Raw genomic sequence first — 22,824 nt, forward strand, 5'->3', positions numbered from 1 at the left:
CTAATCAGGCGATTACCTTTTAAGGTATCACATTTCTAAGATTAAGAGAACTCCAATCCAGCATCAGTGATGCAATAGTGAAGATTCGGTATGGCAACAGTATCGATTCTGTGATATTTCGCTGTAAATTCATTGATTCTTCATCAAAAAGGCCTTTTTAACAAGGTTGATAGAACAATGGCAGAAGGATAGCAGAAACAATACTAATGCTAGACCGTACCTTCTATGGCCGAATAGCGTATGTCAATGCTTCTGCAACACCAAACGATTAGAGAAAAGACGCCGGTGTGTTTGTCAAGAAAAATACGTCGAGTAGTAATATTAAGAAAGTTAAAAAAACTTACAGAAGGAATTTAACGCCACTGCAACCGTGTTAAAATAGCAAATTTCGAATATTTTTAAGTTTAAACATAGAACTTCGGATAATACTGAATTATTCGCTATTTTATTTTGTCGTTTTATCCCCCTAAATTAGTGTTTTATTAATTTTTAACCTAAACCTAGACACTATGAGGAAACTTCTACTAACGATGTTATCGTTAGTCATTGCGCTAGCCGCGTGGGCGCAAGACCGAACAGTAACAGGAACCATTACTTCTGCTGAAGATGGTTCTTCTCTACCAGGCGTAAACGTAATCTTAAAAGGAACGACCACAGGTACAACTTCAGATGCTGATGGTAAGTATGCTATTAAAGTACCATCGGAAGGTGGAACACTTGTGTATAGTTTTATTGGACTAGCCACTTCTGAGGCCGTGATTGGTGACAGATCAATAGTAGATGTTACTCTGGCTTCAGATATTACTCAACTATCAGAAGTGGTTGTGACTGCAATGGGTATTGAATCTCAAAAACGATCTCTTGGTACGTCCGTTTCCCAAATAACATCTGATAAAATTGCAGACACCCGACAAACTAACGTTGTAAATTCTTTATCAGGTAAAGTTGCGGGAGTGAGAATTCAAGGCTCTAGTGGTATGGTTGGGGCGTCATCTTCGATATTTATTCGTGGATTCACCAGCTTTACACAAAGCAATCAACCTTTGTTTGTGGTTGATGGGATTCCTATCGATAATGGTGGCGGAGCTAATGCTTTACAGACAGGTGTGGCAAATTCTAACAGGGCAATAGATCTTAATCCTGATGATATTGAATCAATGTCAATATTAAAGGGACCTGCAGCGGCTGTGTTATATGGGTCACGTGCTGTTTCAGGAGCGATTATCATCACGACGAAGAAAGGTAAAAATGGACAAAAATCTTCGATAAGCTTCACTTCAAACTACAATGTTGTTGAAGTAAATCGTTTGCCTAAGTATCAGAATAAATATGCGCAGGGCCTTAACGGAGTGTTTGATCCTTCATCATTGGACTCCTGGGGACCTGAAATTGAAGGACAAACTGTTAAAAATTATTTAGGTCAAGACGAAATTCTTAAAGCGTATCCAGATAACGTTAAGGATATTTTTAAAACAGGAAGCAACTTCCAAAATTCCATAAGTTTCTCTGGGGGCAATGATAAATCAAATTTCATTGTTTCTTACTCTAATTTGAAAGAGAATGGCGTTATTAAAAATAATGAACTAACACGTAATACTTTTAAAGTAACTGCCAAGACACAATTAACAAGTAAATTTAATGTTGAGGGGTCTGCCAGTTATTTCAATACTCGCTCGAATCGTACACCAAATGGAAATCAACAGTCGAACCCATTGTTCAGAGGTTATATCTTACCAAGATCCTATGACCTTGATAATTATCCTTATGAATTACCAAATGGATCTCAATCTTATTTTGATGCTACCAATGATAACCCTTATTGGACTATAGCGAATAACACATATGAAGACCGCGTAGACAGAATTATAGGATATATTAACTTGGGTTATGACTTCACTGATTGGCTTAATTTAAATTATAGGATTGGTACGGATGCTTATCTTGAAAATGTTAAAGCAATCGATGCTGTAGGAGGCAAAGGAAATGGGTATACATCTCCTGCCCAAACAGGTGGAACACGTGATGGTAACAATTTTGTTCAACAAACAAGTTCATATCTTAACTTAACAGCTAACAAACAGTTTGGTGATTTCTCTACTTCATTCCTTTTAGGAAATGAAATCAATCAAAGTTATTTACGCAATCAATACGTAAACGCAGTTGGAGCTTCAGTTGACGGATTTGGACAGGTGACAAGTTATACAACGTATACTCCTTTTAACGATGAGGATACAAGGCGATTGGTAGGAGTTTATGCGCAAGCTACGGTAGGCTATAAAAATTTCGCCTTCGTTACCGTGAATGGAAGAAATGACTGGTCTTCTACTTTCCGTAAGGGAAATAACTCTTACTTCTATCCTTCTATTAATGGAAGCTTCATTTTTACTGATGCTTTCCCTGTAATGAAAGAAAATAATTTCTTCAATTTTGGTAAATTACGTGCGAGTGCGGTAAAAGTAGGACGTGAAGCTACATTATATTCTACCGATACTTATTTTGGAAAATCCAATCCTTCTAATGGATTTGGCCCTCAAATTATTTTCCCATTCAGAGGGCAACAAGGATACTCACTTAGCAATACTTCTGGTAACCCTGATTTAGGTCCAGAGTTTACAACTTCAACGGAAGTTGGTGTTGAGTTGGGCTTCTACCAAAATAGAATTACTACTGACTTTGCTTATTTCCAAACGCATTCTACTGACATTATTCTTGATGCACCTACGTCTCCAGCTTCTGGCTTTACAACCCAAACTAGGAATGCGGGTGAGCTGAAAACTCATGGTTATGAATTAACTATTGGTGTTATTCCTGTGAAGACAGCTAACTTCACATGGGAGATTAATGCGAACTGGACAAAAGTTATCAATAATGTCGTTGCTATCGATCCGCTTGTTAATTCAATCTTCCTTGGCGGATTCACCACACCTCAAACACAGTTACAAGCAGGACAGCGTTACGGTGTTATAGTGGGTAATAAATTTAATCGTGATGCAAATGGAAACTTATTAATTACGTCAACAGGAGCAGGAGCTGGCCAACCTACTGCTAATACTTCTAAAGTTGAAGTCGTTGGAGATCCAAATCCGGATTGGACTGGGGGTATAACAAATACTTTTGGATACAAAGGTCTATCGTTGTCATTTCTAGTTGATATTAGAAAAGGAGGAGATATAATTTCAAGAAATATTAGAGATCTGCGCTTTAGGGGTGTAGCTGAGGAAACAGGTAACAGAGATCGCACATATATTATTGAAGGTGTTTTACGTGACCCTGTTGATAATCCCGATGGTACTCCAAGAGCTCTTCTCGACGGTGAAGGAAAACCTGTCCCTAATAGTATTGCACTTAACGCACAACAGTATTGGACAAGTATATATAACACACAAGGTGAGTCAATGGTGTTTGATGCCTCTTGGGTAAGGTTAAGAGAAGTATCTTTATCATATTCTCTTCCAAAAACTTTAATAGGTAAGACACCTTTTTCATCAGCACAATTGGTACTTACAGGACGCAACCTATTTCTGTATGCGCCTAATTATCCCCACCTTGACCCGGAGATTAACTCACAAGGTGTTAGCAACTCACAAGGGATTGATTTTAACACGTTGCCTCAAACAAGAAGCTATGGTGTATTGTTAAGAGTAACCCTATAAAATTTGAAAGCAATGAAAAGATTTTTTAAAAATATACTTATTGTAAGCTCATGTATTTCCGTACTGGTATCATGTAGTGATTTTTTGGATGTTAATGATGACCCTACGAGGTTAAAAACCGCAAGCATTTCTCAAACATTAGTAGCTGCAGAGACAAGTCTTGCTTTTAATATGGGAGCTGATATTTTTATCTACTCATCTATTTTTTCGCAGCAGGCCGCAGGACAAGGTGTAACGGCAGCGCAAACTCGTGAATACGATAAATATATTTTATCAAATTCAGATGTGAATGGCACATGGTCTAATTTCTATTCTGTATGCCTTGCTGATTTAAATTACCTTAAACAAAATTCACAAGGAAATCCGCAGCACGCTGGTATTGCTAACGTACTACAAGCTTTTGCTTTTGGAATATTAACCGATGTTTGGGGCAATGTACCTTACAAGGATGCTTTAGAAGGTGTTAGCAATGTGCAACCTGCTTTTGACGACAGTAAGGAAATTTATGATTCTTTATTTGTGCTTATCGACGAGGGAATAGCTAAGATGAAGCAAACTAATGCAATTAAGATTGGAGCAGAAGATTTGATATACGGCGGCGATATGACTAAGTGGGAAAAATTTGCAAACACCTTAAAACTTAGGCTCGCTCTTCATTATGCTAAAGTTGACGGAGGAAATTTATTAAAATCCGTGATTAATGCAGGGGGTCCATTTATGGAATCTAATAATGATAATTTTCAAATGGCTTTTGAAAACGTCACCAATAGGCAGAATCCCATCCATCAGTTTGAACTGCAACGTGCAGATTATTATGCACCTTCCGACTTCATCATTAAGTTCATGCAAGGAAAAACTGATCCTCGTTTGACTATGTATTTCACTCCTTTCCCTTATAGTGCAACAACACCTGCATCCCCTTATACAGCTTATAGAGGAACAATACCTGGAGATGCTACTAGTGTTCCTTATTCTAGGATACATACTTATTTAAGAGGTAGTGTTACAGCAGACAATGGAACAAGAGCGGGTAACGGTGGTTTAAATTCAACATCTCTTACTTACACAGGGGCAGCTCCAATAAGAATGTTAACTTATGCTGAGTATAATTTTATAGTTGCAGAGGCTATGCTTGTTTACGGAGCTTCAGCACCTGTTAATAAGGATAACCGAACTACAAAAGAAGATTTTTTTGCTGCAGGAATTGAAGCCTCTTTAGCAAATGCTGGCATAACAGGAGGAGCAGCTTCTACATACGTTTCTGCACAAACTTCTACCGCCCTATCATTACAAAAAATCATCGAGGAAAAATATGTTGCAAATTTTGGTGTAGGGGTAGAGCCATGGAATGACTGGAAAAGAACCGGATTTCCACTGCTTTCAGTTTCTCCTGCTGCAGCTGCGGCTGGTAACAATACAATTCCGAGATCTTTGGTTTATCCTTTAAGTGAACAGCAAGCTAATTTGAATAATGTTCCCCAAAGAGCCTCAATGGTTGTTAAGGGAGTATTCTGGGATAATTAATTTTTAAATTGAGAAACATGAAAAATATATATTTGATATATACTGCATTTTTCGCATTACTTATTTTATGTGCCTCTTGTTTTGATGAGGACGAAAAGTTTGCGAAAGAGATTACGTCCAAGGGATCTATATTAGTTACGGTTCCAACTAAAGCTTTGCCTCCTCCTCCAACAGGACAACCACAACTCGCTGAGCAGAATTTTGACGTAACTACAGCCCGCTTTGGTATAAACGATGATGTTCAGATGACAATTTATTTGTCTGAAGGACTAACTAATTTAAAGATTAATCATCTTGTTACAAGCACAGGGCAGAGAGAAGAGAAAGGGTCTTTTACCAATGTAACTGAGTCAGTGAACTGGGTTTATCCCGCAAGTACACTTGGTATTGGAAATACTTCTCCTGCAAATAAAACAGGTGCAGCTTTTCCTGCTTCAGTTACATTAGAGCTTGTTGCGTCAAACAACGACAACAGTCAAAAAGTTGTACGGATTTTTACCGTTAATATCCTGGAGCCATTCTCTTTAACTAATTCATTTAACTACGGGAAGGATGCTGCTGGTAATGATATCATTGTTACAGCAAATCCTGCCACCGCAAATCCGGATTCAGTTATAGTTTTGGGTTTCACTTCTGCAACTACTTCACTAGCCAATTTAGAGAAAGTAGAAATTTTCGTAAAGCGCGGAGTTAAGAGTGCTGAAACGCTTTTTAGAACCGAAACTTATAATATTGCTAATATTGCTGATACCGTGAGGTTCAGAATGCCTTCAGGTAATACTAATCCTAATACCCTAGATACATTATTCTTCAGATATCGTGCTTCATATGCTACAGGGAAAACAATAAGTAAAACCAGCTCCACCAGGTTTGTAAACGTTCCATTAAATACAACAGTAAATGTTGACTCAAAGCAAAGAACACTAGCGTTATACAATCCTGCAGCAACTGGCGAGAATGGGGACCGTGCTGCTTATGATTTTAGCGAAATGACTCATATCGCTAAAGCCTCTGATGAAGCGCTGAAGGATATTATCCTTCAAGTGAGCGGACTTGATATTGGATTTAAGGCTGGCTCTACTAACTCGACGACGTTCGTTAAGGGTGTTGCCGCTGATTATACAAGTGCTTCTTATCAAGTTGCAAAATGGTCACACGAAACAAAACCAGTTGTTACTTCAGTCACGAACGTATTCAAAGGTGACGTTTATATAGTAAGAATCACAGATAAAACGGGATATAATGAATACGTTGTACTCAGAGTTAACGATATAAACTTAACGCCAATAGGTAATGAAACAGATAATATTACCCTTGAGTACAAGTATTATAAGAAGCCTTAACTAATTAAATTTAACTTGCAAAAGAGGCTGTCTCTAAAAGGACAGCCTCTTTCATTTTTGTAGTCCATCGCACATTACAAATAAGATAACAGTCTAACGAACGCTTTTACTATGCATGTCAGCCCAATTCAAAAAGCATTATATAGCCTCTGTAAATGTCGATTAACCTTTCATCTCTTACATAAAATAATTTTAAACTTTTTTATCTCAATGCAACCGAAATAGTAATTAAATTTTAAATAAACTTGCGTTATAACTTCTTTATTCTGCAGATTCTAATAACTACAGTATTTTATTTTACCTAAATGGAATTTATTTTAGGATAGTTTTAACCTATTCCTAAAATCTATGAGAAAATTTCTACTAACGCTACATGCGTTGGCTTTTGTGCTTTTTGCCTATGCACAAGAGCGAACTATTTCAGGGAAGATCCTATCTAAAGAAGACGGATCTCCATTGCCTGGTGTAAACGTACTCCTAAAAGGAACCACTAATGGTACTGTCAGCGATGTTGAAGGAAGGTATTCCTTAAATGTACCTAGTGCTGGAGGCGTGCTCGTTTTTTCTTTCATTGGCTTACAGAGCCAGGAAGTTGAAATCGGAGATCGGACATCAATTGATGTGCAAATGTCATTGGATGTTAAGCAGCTTTCTGAAGTTGTTGTTACGGGAGTTGGGGTGGCTACAGACAGAAGAAAGATTGCAATCTCGGTAGAATCTGTTACTTCTGAACAATTACCTCAAGCCCCATCTGCATCTATTGATCAGGCATTAGTAGGTAAGATAGCCGGTGCTCAAATCTCCAGTACCGGAGGAACGCCGGGTGCTGATGTTAATATCCTTCTGCGGGGTATCAATACCTTAAACCGTGGAACGTCTCCAATGATTATGATTGATGGGATACAAGTAGGGGCTACAAGTCTTCAAACTATTGATCTGAATTCCATTGAAAGAGTAGAAGTTGTTCAAGGTGCAGCGGCAGCAACTATTTATGGCGCGCAAGGAGCAAACGGTGTTATACAACTTTTTACCAAAAAGGGTAAGGCAGGAAAACTTAACATTGATATTTCCTCTAGCATTGCCCAAAATACTTATTTAAATGTAGGAGGATTAAGTAAGGCTAGGTACCATGCATTTGCTACCAATGCGAATAACGAAGTGATAGGCTCTTCAGGTAACCCTATTCTCTTTGACACTAATAGCGGTGTATATACTGAGAATGTTCAATATAATTCAACGGACCCAACGGTTCAAAATAATAAACCATACAATACAAATCTTAGATACATTGATCATTTCGATTTCTTTTTTAAGCCTGCAAACACTTACAATAACAGCATAGCCATATCAGGAGGAGGTGAAAAAATTGATTTTAGCATTTCGGCATCTAATAGTCGTCAGGAGAGCAATGTGATTAATAACGGTTATTGGGACAGAAGTAATCTTACTGCGAATATGGGAGCTGAGCTATTCAAGGGGTTAAAGTTTAGGAATATTACTCAAATTGCATATACCAAGAGCACTTTAAAGACGAGTGATCGAACTATTCTCTATGGGTTGCTAAACGCATATCCGTTTGCAGACTTTGGAGCAAGAACTACAGACGGATCGGTTCCTTACTATTTAAATCAGACAACAGGTATTAATTCATCCAATCCACTATTTTATCAAGAGTATACCGATAATAACGATAACAAGGTGGATATCATCCAGAATCTTAACTTGAATTACAAGTTTAATAAGTTTGTAGAGCTGGACGCGAAATATGGTTTAAATTATCAGACTCAGGATCGTGATTTGGAATATATAAACCAGGCAAACAACGCAAACATTAAATATTGGTTAACACAAGGCTCCGCTAGATACATTTCGAATTACAATAACAATAATGCCGGAGACTTAACCAGATACGTTAATAGCAAAATATTCCAAAACTTTTTAGGAACTGCAACTTTCACATTTGACTTTAAAAACGATCTTGGAATAAATCTGCCTATCAGGACTGTAACGCAAGCTGCTTTCGATTGGCGTAAAAATGTTCTAAAGGAATATACCAGCGTTTCGTTAGGCTTACCTGCAAATTACGAACCTTATAATGCAGCCTATGCAAGTTCATGGCGTGTTTATCGAGATTATGAAGAACCTTTTGTAACCTATGGATACCTTATTAACCAAAGGATTGAATATGGAGATTTTGTAGGTGTTTCAGGAGGATTTAGAAGTGATTACTCATCGGCATTTGGACGTGGTTCTAAACCTTTCACGTTTCCGCGTGCTGATGGTTATTTAAGAATTTCTGCTTTGGATTTCTGGCAAAGTAGTGCTGTGAACACCTTCTTCCCAGAACTAAAGTTAAGAGCTGCATATGGTGAGGCTGGCATCCAACCTAAACCTTTCGACAGATATGTTACTTTAACGCCTCTTGTAGTTGGGTCTGGAACATCGTTCTATTATAAGTATGGTCAAAGTAATCCTGATTTAAGTGTAGAGGTCTCCAAGGAATTTGAATTTGGTGCTGATATGGTATTCGCGCTTTTCCCGAATACAAGATGGCTTAATGATATAGGGTTATCTGCTACATACTGGGATAGAAAAACAGAAGATGCTATTTATCCAGTAGACATGGCACCTTCAACGGGCTTAGGTACTTTAATAGACAATGCCTTTTCATTGGGGTCACACGGATTTCAATTCTCTTTAAATGCGACAATTTACAATGGGTTAAATATTAAATGGAACTCAACTGTCAATTATGGTAAGCAGACATCAGAAATATTGGCTGTAGGAGACCAACCCATTGTTGTTACATCAAATGCTGGAAGCACAAACTATGTTTTGGAAGCTGGAAATAAGATCGGGCAGTTATTTGGCTACAAGATTCTACATAGTGTGACGGAGCGAGCTCCTGATGGCTCCTACTTCATACCGGAGAATCAACAGGCAAACTATACGGTAGCGAGTAATGGATACGTGGTTAACAAGGCAACAAAGCAACCCTATTTTACTGCTGATAAATTTAGTTTTGGCGATCCCAATCCTAAGTTTAATATGTCTTTCATAAATGATTTTTCTTTTAAAAGCTACTTAACATTGTCGTTTCAATTTGATTGGGTTTATGGTAGCCACTTATACAATCAAACAAAGGAATGGATGTATAGGGATGGTATTCATAGTGATTACACCAAGCCAATTACAATAGAGGGGGAAACGGGTGCATGGACTGCTTTCTATAGGGGTATATATGCACAACGTACGGCGAATGGAACAAAGGATTATTTTTATGAGGATGCTTCTTTTCTTCGTTTAAGAAACATAGCTGTAGGGTTAGATTTAGCTAAACTGTTGTCCATTCCAGCCTTTACAAAACTACAAGTGGTTCTGTCAGGACGAAACCTCTGGACTGTGACTGATTACACGGGATTTGATCCTGAAATAAGTTCTGGCACTGCTAACTCTGCATGGGACAGAGGCACAGATCATAGCACATTGCCTAACTTTAAATCATATCAAGCAACATTAAATATTGGGTTTTAAATTAATTATCAAATGAATAATATTAAGATATTGATTGCATTACTGATTTCTTTAGTAATGACAATTTCATGCAAGGATGACTTGGATGTTGAAAATCCAAATCAACCAAATTCTGGGGCAATTAGAACAGAGACCGGGATAGTCTCTTTTGGTATGGGTATATACATAACGGGCTTTAAAGATGTAAAGTACTATGATGGAGTACCAGGTTATTTTTGGTCGGGAACAGTTGGAAATCATGATTTAATGGGCGATGTAATAGGAACTGATATTGCCAATGTATTTATCAACCAGATAGGTTGCCCTGATAATATTGTACTGGATGATGGCACCAATCTTGTGAACCCTAATGCACCAAGTAAGCAAATTGATTTTATACGTATAACAGCAAACGTTAACTCAACAGGCTTTCAAAACTCTACCTATTATGAGTGGGCATATATGTACAACATAAACAATGCTTGTAATACCATTCTCAGTAATGTCGATCAAGTTGCATATACTGGCGAGGCTGAAGTCAAGAAGAATACTTTAAAAGCCTGGGCTTATTGGTGGAAAGGCTTTGCATATTCCAGAATAGGATCTCTTTACTATGCCGGGCTTATCGTTAATGAACCTAATGGTGAAGAAGTAAATGGGACGAATGGAAATTACGTTACTAAGGAGGAGATTATTAATGAGGCAACAAGAAACTTTGACCTTGCATCTTCTGCGCTTGCTTCTATTCCCGCAGGACATGCAGATTATAATGCTATTCTTTCAGGGCTAATACCATCTTTTAATAGAACAGGAAAAGGAGGGTTGCTCTCACCTGTTATGTGGCAACATAATATTAATACATATAAAGCCAGAAATATCCTTGTAAATAGAAGAGTGAATGAGATGACAACGGAGCATTGGAATCAAATTCTTACATTAACGGAAAATGGCATAACAGCAACTGATTTAGTGTTTACAGGAAGGTCGAATTCAACGAGTGATTTTCTGGCTCCTACAACAGGCACAGTTTCCGCAAAGACTTCTGGTTTAGGAAATACCTTTAAGATTACAGAACGTTTGATTCAGGATTTTAAACCTGGTGATAAGCGCATGGAAAACAATTTTAAGTTATATGTGAACTCTAAAGGCGAAGTTTCTCCTTATATTGGAGAAACATCAAGAGGTAACTCCTTTTTCACAAGGTGGCAATTAATTAATAGTGGGGCTGATGGAGCGCCAAAGATGCCTGGGGTAATTCAATTTTGTAACAACAACGTCGGAGCCTACGAACTTTATTTGGCAGGGTCATATGAAGAGAACATGCTTATGCGAGCTGAGGCACTTATTTATACAGGATTAATTGATGATGGGCTTACGTTAATTGATCAAGTCCGTACGCTGCAAGGAGCAGGCCTGAGCGCCGTTTCTGGGACCGGCTTAACATTGGATCAGGCTAAAGAGGAATTAAGGAGAGAACGAAGGATAGGGTTACTATTTCGCTCTTTGGCTTTTTACGATGCTAGGCGTTGGGGAGTTATCGATAACGTTTCTGCTGGAGGAGGAAGAAAGGCTGCTATTGCTTTAAGCCGCACAGGCGTAGTTAGCACAAACGCTACTGTTAACTATAATTATTTGGACTATTGGGATGTACCGGATAATGAGCTTGCTTATAATCCACCTTTGGCTGGTAGCGCTCTTGTTAAAAATCCGAAAGGAATGTAAAATCTTTGTTTTAATACTAATGAAAAGCACTTCTGTTTGAAGTGCTTTTTCATTAGTGCATATTTGCACCCATGCATTTACAAAACGATCTTCTGCTTAAAGCAGCTAAAGGTGAAATAACAAAAAGAACTCCAATTTGGCTCATGCGTCAGGCGGGACGGATATTGCCTGAATATCGCGCCGTACGCGAAAAGGCTAGAGATTTTAAAACGCTTGTTAAAACGCCTGAGCTTGCTACAGAAGTTACCGTTCAACCGGTGGATATTCTTGGTGTAGATGCAGCTATTATCTTCTCTGATATTCTCGTAATACCGGAAGCAATGGGCCTTAATTATGAAATGGAAGAAAAGAGAGGTCCGGTCTTTCCTGATAGAATTAAGTCTATAGATGATTTAAAGAAAATCCATGTATCAAACGCTGATGAATTGTCGTACGTGCTGGATGCGATTCGCCTAACAAAAAGAGAACTTAATGGAAGAGTTCCTCTTATTGGTTTTGCAGGAGCGCCATGGACCATCTTCTCGTACATGATTGAAGGAAAAGGGAGTAAGACTTTTAGTGAGGCAAAGAAAATGCTCTATACTCAACCAGCATTCTCTCACCAGCTTCTTGAAATGATCACACAAAGCACGATCAACTATCTTAAAGGACAAATAAGTGCTGGTGCCGACATCATTCAGATCTTTGATTCATGGGCTGGCATTTTATCACCAGATCAGTATCAAGAGTTCTCCTTGAAATATATTTCTAAGATATGTGACGTTATTAACGAGGTGCCTAAGATAGTTTTTGCCAAAGGGGCTTTCTTCGCAAGAGAACCTTTCAATTCTCTTAATTGTGAAGTAATAGGATTGGATTGGAACATGGACATCAAGGAATCAAGAAAGCTCATGCCTAATAAAGTTTTACAGGGCAATTTAGATCCATGTGCTTTGTACGGTTCTTATGATGACATTAAAAATGAAGCAAGAAAAATGCTTGATGCTTTTGGTTCAACAAAACATATTGCAAATTTAGGACATGGGTTATATCCTGACATTGAAGCGGACAAAGTCAAATGCTTTATTGATACTGTTAAGGAATACGGTGAATCATTAAGAAGATAACACTATAGCGGTTCTCCTCTTAATGACACAACGGTTCATTAAATAATTTAAGAATTTATTGTTGACTTGAGACAAATGCCGCTGACCGCTTGAACTAGTTCTGTAGCATCTTAAGTAAAGTAGAAAGCCTGCTCTTAAGATTTCTGCGGTCTACAATGAAATCAAGAAAGCCATGCTCCAGTACGAACTCTGCGCTTTGGAAGCCTTTAGGTAGGTCTTTACCAATAGTTTCGCGAATTACGCGTGGACCAGCAAACCCAATAAGCGAATTTGGTTCTGCAATATTGAAATCACCGAGCATAGCATAAGAGGCTGTTACACCTCCTGTGGTAGGATCAGTTAGTAAAGATATATAAGGAATTTTCGCTTTGTCTAACAACGCAATTTTAGCTGATGTCTTCGCCATTTGCATCAACGATAGACCAGCTTCCATCATTCTTGCTCCTCCGGATTTTGAGATCATCAGGAATGGTTTGTTATGTTGAAGGCTATGATCCATAGCCCGTGCTATTTTTTCACCTACCACTGAACCCATTGATCCACCAATAAATGAAAAGTCCATACAGGCAATGGTTATTTCTATACCATTCATTTTTCCGTAAGCCGTACGTACAGCGTCTTTAAGATCTGATTTTTGCTGCGATTCTTTGATGCGTTTAGGGTAGGGCTTGGTATCGACAAAGCTTAGTGGATCTGCAGACTCCATGTCAGGATCAAGTTCTGCATACTTGGCGTTATCGAAAAGAATTTCAAAATACTCTTCTGATCCGATACGGACATGGTAATCTTCTTCAGGAACGACATAAGCGTTGTTTTTCAGTTCCCGTGTGTGTACAATCTTCCCACCTGGTGATTTAAACCAAAGTCCATCCGGAACTTCTCTTTTAGATTCCGTTGGGGTTAAGATTCCTTTATCGCTGCGTTTAAACCAAGACATATCTTCAATGTTAAGTTAAAATCCAAAGTTTAAGATTTTCTAAAAGGCTATCAGAAGCTTCCTAAACTTCGGATTTAAAGTTATAATATTATGCTAAGTCAATGGACTTATCAAGGTACACGTCCTGAATAGCATTGAGAATTTCAACACCTTCTTTCATTGGACGCTGGAAAGCTTTTCTTCCTGAAATCAATCCCATCCCACCGGCTCGTTTGTTTATAACGGCAGTACGTATGGCGTCAGCCATATCACTTGAACCTTTGGACTCTCCACCTGAGCTTATAAGACCTGCTCTGCCATTATAGCAGTTAAGAACCTGGTAACGACAAAGGTCAATAGGATGTTCAGAGCTGAGTTCTGTATAAATTCTTTCATCTAATTTTCCATAGCTGCTTCCTCCGGTATTTAATGCTTTATAACCACCGGTATTTTCAGCTAATTTTTGTTTAATTATATCAGCTTGTATAGTTACACCAAGATGGTTAGCCTGGCCTGTTAAGTCGGCAGAAACGTGATAATCCTTGCCTCCTGTCTTGAATGCGTTGTTACGGATGTAGCACCACAGAATTGTTCCCATTCCAAGTTCATGAGCGCGCTCGAACGCTTCAGCCACCTCCATGATTTGGCGGGTTGAGTTATCAGAGCCAAAGTAGATTGTAGCACCTACTGCTACTGCACCAAGGTTCCAAGCATCTTCTACTGACCCAAACATAATTTGATCGTGCTTATTAGGGTAAGTAAGAAGTTCGTTGTGATTAATTTTAACTATAAAAGGAATTTTGTGAGCATATTTTCTAGACATCATGGCAAGAACACCAAATGTTGTAGCAACCCCGTTACAACCGCCCTCAATCGCCAATTTTATGATGTTTTCTGGGTCAAAATAAATAGGATTTTTAGCAAAGGATGCGCCTGCGCTATGCTCTATACCCTGGTCGATAGGGAGAATAGAAAGATAACCTGTGTTGGCTAATCTTCCCGTACTAAATAACCATTGGAGGCTACGAAGTACTTGTGGATGTCTATTTGATTGAACGAAGATTCTATCAACGAAATCAGGACTTGGTGTGTGTAGGAGTTCTTTTGAAACGGTTTTGCTCTGATGTCTTAGTAAAAACTCTGCATCTTTCCCTAACAATTCTGCAATATTTCTTGCCATAGATTTTGATTGGGTTGGTTTTTAGGAGGGCACAAAGTTATTAATTATTTAATAGTATGCTAATACCCATAAAAGCAGGGAATTTCTCACTTTCTTCAAACGTTATGATTTTTGAGAATTGAAAAGTGAGGAAATAAAAAAGACCATCTCGTTTTGTAGAAATGGCCTTCTTATATGCTTTATAAATCTTATAATTTTTCTTTGATACGAGCGGCTTTACCTTGCTTACCTTTCAGGTAATATAGTTTCGCTCTGCGAACTTTACCTTCCTTGAGGACTTCGATTTTATCGATAGCAGGTGATACGATAGGGAATATTCTTTCTACGCCTACGCCGTTAGAGACTTTTCTAACTGTAAAAGATTCACCATTTGTTCCTGTTCCTCTGCGTTGGATCACTGTTCCTTGGAACTGCTGAATTCTCTCTTTATTACCTTCTTTTATTTTTACGTGAACGTTAATGGTATCACCAGGCTTGAAGCTTGGGATCGCTTCACGAACTTTAGCAAATTCCTGCTCAACTACTTTAATTAAATCAGCCATAACTCGATGGTTTTAAAATGGGATTGCAAATGTATAAAAAGAATTCAGAAACCGGAAATGGACCTAAAGAATAAGTTCAAAAACCTATAATTTATTCTTTAAGTAGATCAGGCCTGCGTTTTAACGTTCTTTCAAGGGATTTTTCATGTTTCCATTGCGAAATTCTTGCTTCATGGCCAGATAGCAGTATTTCAGGAACCTTCCAACCTTGAAATACTGCGGGTCTTGAATAGACAGGGGGAGCTATAAGATTATCCTGAAAAGAGTCAGTTAGTGCAGACGTTTCATCAGAGAGTACACCCGGAATCAATCTTATGACAGCGTCAGCAACAACAGCCGCAGCAAGCTCTCCTCCTGATAAAACATAATCTCCAATGCTGATTTCACGAGTAATTAAATGTTCGCGTACACGTTCATCGACACCTTTATAATGACCACATAAAAAGATCAAGTTTCCCTTTAAGCTCAGTTCATTTACAATGGATTGCTTTAGCAATTCTCCATCGGGGCTCATGTAAATGATGTCGTCATAGTTACGTTGAGCTTTAAGTTCTGTAATGCATCTGTAAATAGGTTCTATCATTAGAACCATACCTGCACCTCCTCCATATGCATAATCATCAACTGATTTATGTTTATCTGTTGCGTATTGCCGAAGGTCAATAATATTAACAGTAACAAGACCTTTTGCTTGCGCTCGTTTTAAAATTGAATCTGCGAATGGACTTTCTATTAATCGAGGAAGACAAGTAATGATATCAATATGCATATTTAAATATCTAAAAAGCCATCAGGTAATGAGACAGTAATTCTCTTTTTGCTTTTATTGATACTTTCAATAAAAGGGCTATTAATAGGAATCAAAATTTCTTTGCCTTCTCTATCTATCGACAGCAGTTTATTCGACCCAGCTAAAGTAACCTCTACAACTCTGCCAATCAGCCCAAATTCATTGTCGTGGACTTCGAAAGCCACAATCTCGTCGTCATAAAATTCACCTCTTGATGACTTAGGTCTTTCCGTTTTGGGTAGGTAAATTGCGGATTTAGAAATAGCGGTTGCAGCTTCAGTGCTATCAACATCTTCTAATTTGAGATAGGCTTTACTTCCTTTTACAGATATATTTTCTATAAAGTAGGGAACAAGTCCATTTGTTTGTTCAATGAAAATCTTGTCAAGCGACTCGATTTCATTCGGGATGTCGTCTTCAATGCTGATTGTTACCTCACCTTTTAATCCATGAGGTTTCATTACAAATCCGATTTTATAGCAATCTTTAACCTGCATTATAATTTCGATGAAATAAAAATGCCAATACTTTCTCTGTATTGGCATTTAAACTGTCTTTAGAATCAGAATTATCCTTCTGCACCTTCAGCAGGAGCAGTTTCATTTTCAGCAGGAGCAGGTTGAGCCGTGGCTGCTTCAGCTTTTTTACGGATAGCTTCGGCACGAGCTTCTTTAACTTTAGATTCAGCTTCTTTGCGAGCTTTGGCTTGTGCTTGCTTGCTTTGAGAAAGTTTATTACGTCTTTCCTCAATTTTAGCTTCTTTTCCTTTTACCCAATCAGCTAATTTTGAATCAGCTTGCTCTTGTGTTAAGGCGCCTTTAATAACACCAATCTGCAAATGCTTTTTAAGAAGAATTCCGCGATATGAAAGCATAGCTTTTACTGTATCTGAAGGCTGAGCACCTTTCATTAACCAGTCAAAAGCACGGTCGTCTTTAAGTTCAATTGTAGCAGGAGTTGTAGATGGATTATAGGTGCCTATCTTTTCAATGAAGCGACCATCTCTAGGTGCTCTGGCATCAGCTACCACCACATCAAACATTGCTAATTTCTTGCGGCCTCTACGGGCTAATCTAATTTTTACCATTGTAAATTAATTTGTGGAACTCGTCCGTTTAAATTAAGGGATGCAAATTTAATAGTTTTTTTATCAAGGACAACTACTGAAATGGAAGTAAGTCATTTTTGGCTAGAAAAGTGGTTTGGCTTCCCTCTTTTAGTTTCCTTTTGGCTCGATCACTTAAATTATCTACTGAAATTATTACCCTTATAAGGACCTTGTAGCGACTTTAGCGGACGTCCATCTAAGCACTACTTATCCTATCCAAATAAAAAGTCAATTCTTACATTAATCGCCAGTGTACGACATCTGCTAGCAGTCAGGCAAGTGATTTATTTATTGCTGTAAGTTTTTTAATCCATAGGCTGAGCGTGCTTTCTTTACCATCAAGATTAACAATAACAGACACTAATTCAGCGCGTTTTGTTTCATACAACGATTCCGGCTCTTTAAGCTGATCCGGATTATGATAGAGCGCAAAGAAATTGAAATTGAGAATCTCACCCACTTTTTGAAGTAGATCTGTTTTAATATCACTTCGCTCAAAAATTGCATAAACATTTCTGGGGCTGGTATTAAGCCTTTTGGCAAACTCTGATAGCTTTATTCCTGATTCCCGGTATCGTTGTTCAATTTCCTTTCCGATATGCAATCTCATATCTCAAAAGTAGAATTGCTATTTCTTATAATAAGGTGATATGGGTGAAATTAATTGTCTTAAAATTTGATTTATTTCTGCGAAGTGCATTAATTTTACGTAAAGACTTCCTCTTACATGTTTAAATACAAGATAAATCAATATCTTAACCTTCTGCCTAAGGCAATTACAATCGCTGAAGCCGAAAGATTACTTGATGAGAAGTATAAAATACCTCCCTTTTTATTCACGAAAGACCGATTTATTGAAAGAGACTCTATGGAAGAAGTACCATTACATAGACTTATGGTATACGCTCATATTTTTAATGTCTCTATTGAGGACCTTTTAATTAAGTAAGCCGATCGCTTAAAATACATTTCGGTAGGAGCCCGGGCATTCGTAATCGTATGAATGCCCTTTTTTATTAAAATATGAATACATTTGGGTACACGAGTACGCGGTTTTTTTGTGAACTATAGGTTGTATACATTTGTTCGTTTTACAAACGCCATGGATAATTTTTCATACATTTCAAATGCTGATGTTGGTTATATAGATCAGCTTTATCAAAACTACAAGAAGGATCCTTTATCAGTGGATCAAACCTGGCAAAAATTCTTCGAAGGTTTTGACTTTTCTCAACAACATCAGGTAAGCAATGGCAATGGTACGAGTACCACTGCTGTAGCAGATTCTTTGTCTATCAAAGAAACGCAGGTCCGCAATCTCATTTTCGCCTACCGGTCATTTGGTCATCTTGCGTCAAAAACAAATCCGGTTCGCGAAAGACGTAATCATAACGTACAACTTGACCATCAAAGTGTTGGACTAACAGATGCAGATTTAGATGCTGAGTTTGATGTTGCGGCAGAAATTGGAATGCCAAAATCATCACTCAGAAAGATTATCGAAAAACTTAAGGCAGTTTATCTAGGTCCAATTGGTTTTGAATATAACTTCATTCGTAATGATGAGATCCGCCAATGGTTCTTCCAGAAATGCGAGCAGGAGTATTATAGCTATAACCCGAATAATGAAGAGAAGAAAAGGATACTGGGTAAATTAAATGAAGCTGTTGTATTCGAGAATTTTCTTCATACCAAGTTTATCGGACAAAAGCGCTTCTCACTAGAAGGAGGTGAAAATACGATTCCGGCGCTTCATACCATTATTAATAAAGCTGCTGAACTTGATGTTAAGGAAGTTGTAATTGGAATGGCGCATAGGGGCCGTCTTAACGTTCTATCCAATATCTTGGGTAAAACATACGAGCAAATCTTTACCGAGTTCGAAGGCAACATCAACCCTGATCTAACCATGGGTGATGGAGATGTTAAATATCACTTAGGGTATGCAAGCCATATCACTTCACCATCCGGTAAAAAAATATATGTAAAGCTTACACCAAACCCATCACACCTTGAAGCAGTAGATCCACTTGTAATTGGATATACTCGCGGCCAGATTGATGATGAATATAAAGGAGAGCTAAATAAAGGAATGGCTATCCTTATTCACGGTGATGCTGCTGTTGCGGGACAGGGTATAGTGTATGAGGTAATTCAAATGTCGGGCTTACCAGGTTATACTACCGGTGGTACTATTCATTTTGTAATCAACAACCAGGTTGGTTTCACTACAGACTTTGATGATGCGCGTACAAGTATTTATTGTACTGATATAGCTAAGATTGTTGATGCTCCTGTATTACACGTTAATGGTGATGATGCGGAGGCAGTCAATTTCTGCGCAAATCTAGCAGTAGAGTATAGGCAGAAGTTCGGTAAAGATATTTTTGTAGATCTGTTATGTTACAGAAGGCACGGACACAACGAAAGTGACGAGCCGAAATTCACGCAGCCAAAGCTTTACAATCTCATAGCCAAGCATGATAACCCGCGGGAAATATATGTTAAGAAATTAATTGAACGTGGTGATGTAGACGCAGCATTAGCCGATGAGATGGATAAGAGCTTCCGTAATCAATTACAGGACAGGCTAAATGAAGTGAAACAAAAACCACTTCCATATAAGCCTCAAAAAATTGAAGCAGAATGGGAGAAGCTTCGTAGAGCAACCCCTGAAGATTTTGATCAATCTCCAGATACAAGCATTAAACAGCCAGTAATTGAAAAGGTTGGGAAAGCATTAATCACTATCCCTGAAGGGTTTAAGCCAATTAAGCAGATTGAAAAACTTTTAAAAGACAGGCAAGCGGCCTTCTTTGAAGAAAAGCAGCTGGGGTGGGCAGAGGCTGAATTGCTGGCTTATGGATCATTATTACTGGAGGGTACGCCCGTCCGTATGTCTGGACAGGATGTGAAACGCGGAACGTTCTCACACCGCCACGCTTATATTTTTGATGCGAATACAAATGCTCCTTACTGTTGTTTAGATAATATTGAGAAGGGACAGAAGAAGCTTCATATTTATAACTCACTGCTCTCAGAATTTGGTGTGTTAGGTTTTGAATATGGTTATGCTATGTCGTCACCACATGCACTTGTTATATGGGAAGCACAATTTGGTGACTTTGTGAATGGGGCGCAGGTAATGATCGACCAGTTTATTTCGAGTGCTGAATCAAAATGGCAGCGCATGAACGGACTTGTAATGCTATTACCACATGGATATGAGGGTCAGGGGCCAGAACATTCAAGTGCGAGACCAGAAAGGTTTTTGCAGCTTTCAGCTGAATATAACATGGTTGTTGCGTATCCAACAACGCCGGCTAACTTCTTCCATTTATTGAGAAGACAGGTAACCTGGCCATTCAGAAAACCTTGTATTGTATTCTCTCCGAAATCCTTATTGAGACATCCAGCAGTGATTTCTCCTCTTAAAGAGTTTACCGATGGGAACTTCATCGAAGTGATCGATGATCCTAACGTAAACGCTAAGGAAGTTAAGAAGATCATTTTATGTACTGGTAAAGTATTTTACGATCTTCAGGAGGTTCAACTGAAAAAGAAGATTAAAGATGCTGCTATCGTACGTATAGAACAACTTCACCCTTGGCCAGAGAAGCAACTTCAGGCTATTCAGAAAAAGTATAAGAATGCAAAAGTTGTTTGGGTCCAGGAAGAACCTGCTAATATGGGCTACTGGTCATACATCCGAAGGATGATAGCACCGGGTACAGAGATCGCAGTAGTTTCCCGCAAGTCAAGTGCATCACCTGCTACTGGGTATGCTAAAGTACATAAGGCCGAACAAGAGAAGATCTTAAATCAGGCATTCGAAATTTAATCATCACACTTAATAAATATTAATCCATGGCAATTCAGGTAAAAGTACCCACCGTTGGAGAATCAATCACAGAAGTAACAATTGCTAACTGGTTGAAGAAAGATGGAGATGCAGTTCAGCTTGATGAAGTTATCGCTGAGCTTGAATCAGATAAAGCAACATTTGAATTAACAGCACCAAATGCAGGTGTGTTGAAAATTGTTAAACAACAAGGTGAGGCAGTGCCTATTGGGGAGGTTTTGTGTGAGATTGAAACTAATGGCCAGGCTTCTCAACCAAAGACAGAAGCAAAACCACAGTCAGCTTCGGCTCCTCAACAAGCTAAACCTTCCGGTGGAGGAGGGGTAAAGGAAATGAAAGTTCCTGCTGTAGGAGAATCAATTACAGAAGTAACCATATCAACTTGGCTTAAGAAAGATGGCGATCTTGTACAAGCAGATGAAATCCTGGCGGAAGTAGAATCGGATAAGGCCACGTTTGAGCTACCTGCTGAAGCCACTGGTATCCTTAGAATTGTTGCCAAGGAAAAGGAAACGCTTCCTATTGGAGGATTAATTTGCCGAATTGAAATTTCAGACGGTGCTGCTGCTCCTGCTGCAAAAACTGATTCGTCAGCTTCGGCTTCTACTCAGGCAGCGGATACAAAAACATCTTATGCTGCTGGTCATCCATCACCTGCTGCAGCTAAAATACTTGACGAAAAAGGTGTTGCTGCTAACCAGGTTCAAGGTACTGGCGTGGGTGGAAGAATTACAAAAGAGGATGCACAGAAGGCACAGACACCTGCTGCTAAACCCGCTGCTGGTAAACCGCAAACTGCTGCACCTTCTGGCCCTCCTGTGATTACTGAAGGAACTTCACGAGGAGAACGCAGAGAGAAGATGACTTCACTGCGAAAGACAATTGCTAAGCGATTAGTAGCAGTGAAGAATGAAACTGCTATGCTTACTACTTTCAATGAAGTAGACATGAAGCCTATCATGGACATGCGTTCGAAGTATAAAGATCAGTTTAAAGAGAAATACGGTGTTGGCCTGGGCTTTATGTCATTCTTTACAAAAGCGGTATGCGCAGCGCTTAAAGATTTCCCTGCTGTAAATGCTTCTATCGATAAGGATGAAATAATCTACCACGATTTTTGTGACGTGTCTATTGCAGTATCAACACCTCGTGGATTGGTAGTACCTGTAATCAGAAACGCAGATAAGCTATCATTTAATCAAATAGAAAGTGAAGTGATCAGGCTGGCTACCAGAGGAAGAGATGGAAAGCTTTCTATTGAAGAGATGACAGGAGGTACATTCTCCATCACTAATGGTGGTGTGTTTGGATCAATGCTTTCAACACCAATTATCAATCCCCCACAATCTGCAATTCTTGGAATGCACAACATTGTTGAGCGACCTGTAGTAAAGAATGGTGAAATTGTTGTGAGGCCAATTATGTACGTAGCTTTATCTTATGATCATAGAATCATTGATGGACGTGAATCGGTGAGCTTCCTTGTTCGGGTGAAAGAATTGTTGGAAGATCCAGGTAGATTAATTTTAGGTATTTAATTCTTTATCATAAGCCTTCATTGGCTA

At 38.6% G+C, this 22,824-nt stretch carries 16 protein-coding genes; 9 read left to right on the forward strand and 7 right to left on the reverse strand.

The features are described 5' to 3' along the window. Positions 1 to 509: 509 nt before the first annotated feature. The 6 genes from KK060_RS13240 to hemE all read left to right on the forward strand — a co-directional run bounded on the left by KK060_RS13240 (position 510) and on the right by hemE (position 12,861). Positions 510 to 3,653, forward strand: a complete 3,144-nt coding sequence (locus KK060_RS13240; RefSeq protein ID WP_254154221.1) for a SusC/RagA family TonB-linked outer membrane protein — start codon at positions 510 to 512, stop codon at positions 3,651 to 3,653. A gap of 12 nt (positions 3,654 to 3,665) precedes the next feature. Next, on the forward strand, positions 3,666 to 5,177 hold the full coding sequence (locus tag KK060_RS13245) for a SusD/RagB family nutrient-binding outer membrane lipoprotein (protein ID WP_254154222.1): 1,512 nt from the start codon (positions 3,666 to 3,668) through the stop codon (positions 5,175 to 5,177). Between the two features lie 17 nt (positions 5,178 to 5,194). Continuing rightward, positions 5,195 to 6,520: a hypothetical protein gene (locus tag KK060_RS13250; RefSeq protein ID WP_254154223.1), complete on the forward strand. Its 1,326-nt coding sequence runs from the start codon at positions 5,195 to 5,197 to the stop codon at positions 6,518 to 6,520. Positions 6,521 to 6,868: 348 nt separating this feature from the next. Then, complete coding sequence (locus tag KK060_RS13255) at positions 6,869 to 10,054, forward strand: SusC/RagA family TonB-linked outer membrane protein (RefSeq protein ID WP_254154224.1); 3,186 nt, start codon at positions 6,869 to 6,871, stop codon at positions 10,052 to 10,054. A gap of 12 nt (positions 10,055 to 10,066) precedes the next feature. Continuing rightward, positions 10,067 to 11,755, forward strand: a complete 1,689-nt coding sequence (locus KK060_RS13260) for a RagB/SusD family nutrient uptake outer membrane protein (RefSeq protein ID WP_254154225.1) — start codon at positions 10,067 to 10,069, stop codon at positions 11,753 to 11,755. Between the two features lie 71 nt (positions 11,756 to 11,826). Then, positions 11,827 to 12,861 carry a uroporphyrinogen decarboxylase gene (hemE, locus tag KK060_RS13265; protein WP_254154226.1) on the forward strand — a complete coding sequence of 345 codons (1,035 nt, stop codon included), beginning with the start codon at positions 11,827 to 11,829 and terminating at the stop codon, positions 12,859 to 12,861. Between the two features lie 94 nt (positions 12,862 to 12,955). Here hemE and accD read toward each other — a convergent pair whose 3' ends face one another. The 7 genes from accD to KK060_RS13300 form a co-directional block, all read right to left on the reverse strand. After that, the gene (accD, locus tag KK060_RS13270; RefSeq protein WP_254154227.1) at positions 12,956 to 13,798 is read right to left on the reverse strand and encodes an acetyl-CoA carboxylase, carboxyltransferase subunit beta; all 843 of its coding nucleotides are present in this window, start codon (positions 13,796 to 13,798) and stop codon (positions 12,956 to 12,958) included. Between the two features lie 88 nt (positions 13,799 to 13,886). After that, on the reverse strand, positions 13,887 to 14,957 hold the full coding sequence (locus KK060_RS13275; RefSeq protein ID WP_254154228.1) for a class I fructose-bisphosphate aldolase: 1,071 nt from the start codon (positions 14,955 to 14,957) through the stop codon (positions 13,887 to 13,889). Between the two features lie 188 nt (positions 14,958 to 15,145). Then, the gene (rplS, locus tag KK060_RS13280) at positions 15,146 to 15,499 is read right to left on the reverse strand and encodes a 50S ribosomal protein L19 (protein WP_254154229.1); all 354 of its coding nucleotides are present in this window, start codon (positions 15,497 to 15,499) and stop codon (positions 15,146 to 15,148) included. A 91-nt stretch (positions 15,500 to 15,590) separates the two neighbouring features. Continuing rightward, entirely contained in the window at positions 15,591 to 16,268 is a 678-nt protein-coding gene (trmD, locus tag KK060_RS13285; protein WP_254154230.1) for a tRNA (guanosine(37)-N1)-methyltransferase TrmD, read from the reverse strand. 2 nt (positions 16,269 to 16,270) lie between these two features. Continuing rightward, positions 16,271 to 16,834 carry a ribosome maturation factor RimM gene (gene rimM / locus KK060_RS13290; RefSeq protein ID WP_254154231.1) on the reverse strand — a complete coding sequence of 188 codons (564 nt, stop codon included), beginning with the start codon at positions 16,832 to 16,834 and terminating at the stop codon, positions 16,271 to 16,273. 23 nt (positions 16,835 to 16,857) lie between these two features. After that, complete coding sequence (locus tag KK060_RS13295) at positions 16,858 to 17,376, reverse strand: 30S ribosomal protein S16 (protein ID WP_254154232.1); 519 nt, start codon at positions 17,374 to 17,376, stop codon at positions 16,858 to 16,860. Between the two features lie 292 nt (positions 17,377 to 17,668). Beyond that, positions 17,669 to 18,007: a hypothetical protein gene (locus tag KK060_RS13300; protein WP_254154233.1), complete on the reverse strand. Its 339-nt coding sequence runs from the start codon at positions 18,005 to 18,007 to the stop codon at positions 17,669 to 17,671. A 117-nt stretch (positions 18,008 to 18,124) separates the two neighbouring features. On the opposite strand from KK060_RS13300, the gene KK060_RS13305 reads away from it, so the two are divergent. From KK060_RS13305 to odhB, 3 genes are all read left to right on the forward strand, one after another. Continuing rightward, on the forward strand, positions 18,125 to 18,346 hold the full coding sequence (locus KK060_RS13305; RefSeq protein WP_254154234.1) for a hypothetical protein: 222 nt from the start codon (positions 18,125 to 18,127) through the stop codon (positions 18,344 to 18,346). 153 nt (positions 18,347 to 18,499) lie between these two features. Then, on the forward strand, positions 18,500 to 21,238 hold the full coding sequence (locus KK060_RS13310) for a 2-oxoglutarate dehydrogenase E1 component (protein ID WP_254154235.1): 2,739 nt from the start codon (positions 18,500 to 18,502) through the stop codon (positions 21,236 to 21,238). Between the two features lie 26 nt (positions 21,239 to 21,264). Beyond that, positions 21,265 to 22,797, forward strand: coding sequence for a 2-oxoglutarate dehydrogenase complex dihydrolipoyllysine-residue succinyltransferase (gene odhB, locus KK060_RS13315; protein ID WP_254154236.1), 1,533 nt, complete (start codon positions 21,265 to 21,267; stop codon positions 22,795 to 22,797). The last annotated feature ends 27 nt before the right edge of the window (positions 22,798 to 22,824 follow it).

The sequence above is a fragment of the Chryseosolibacter indicum genome, from assembly GCF_018598585.1.
Taxonomy (GTDB): Bacteria; Bacteroidota; Bacteroidia; order Cytophagales; family Cyclobacteriaceae; genus Chryseosolibacter; species Chryseosolibacter indicus.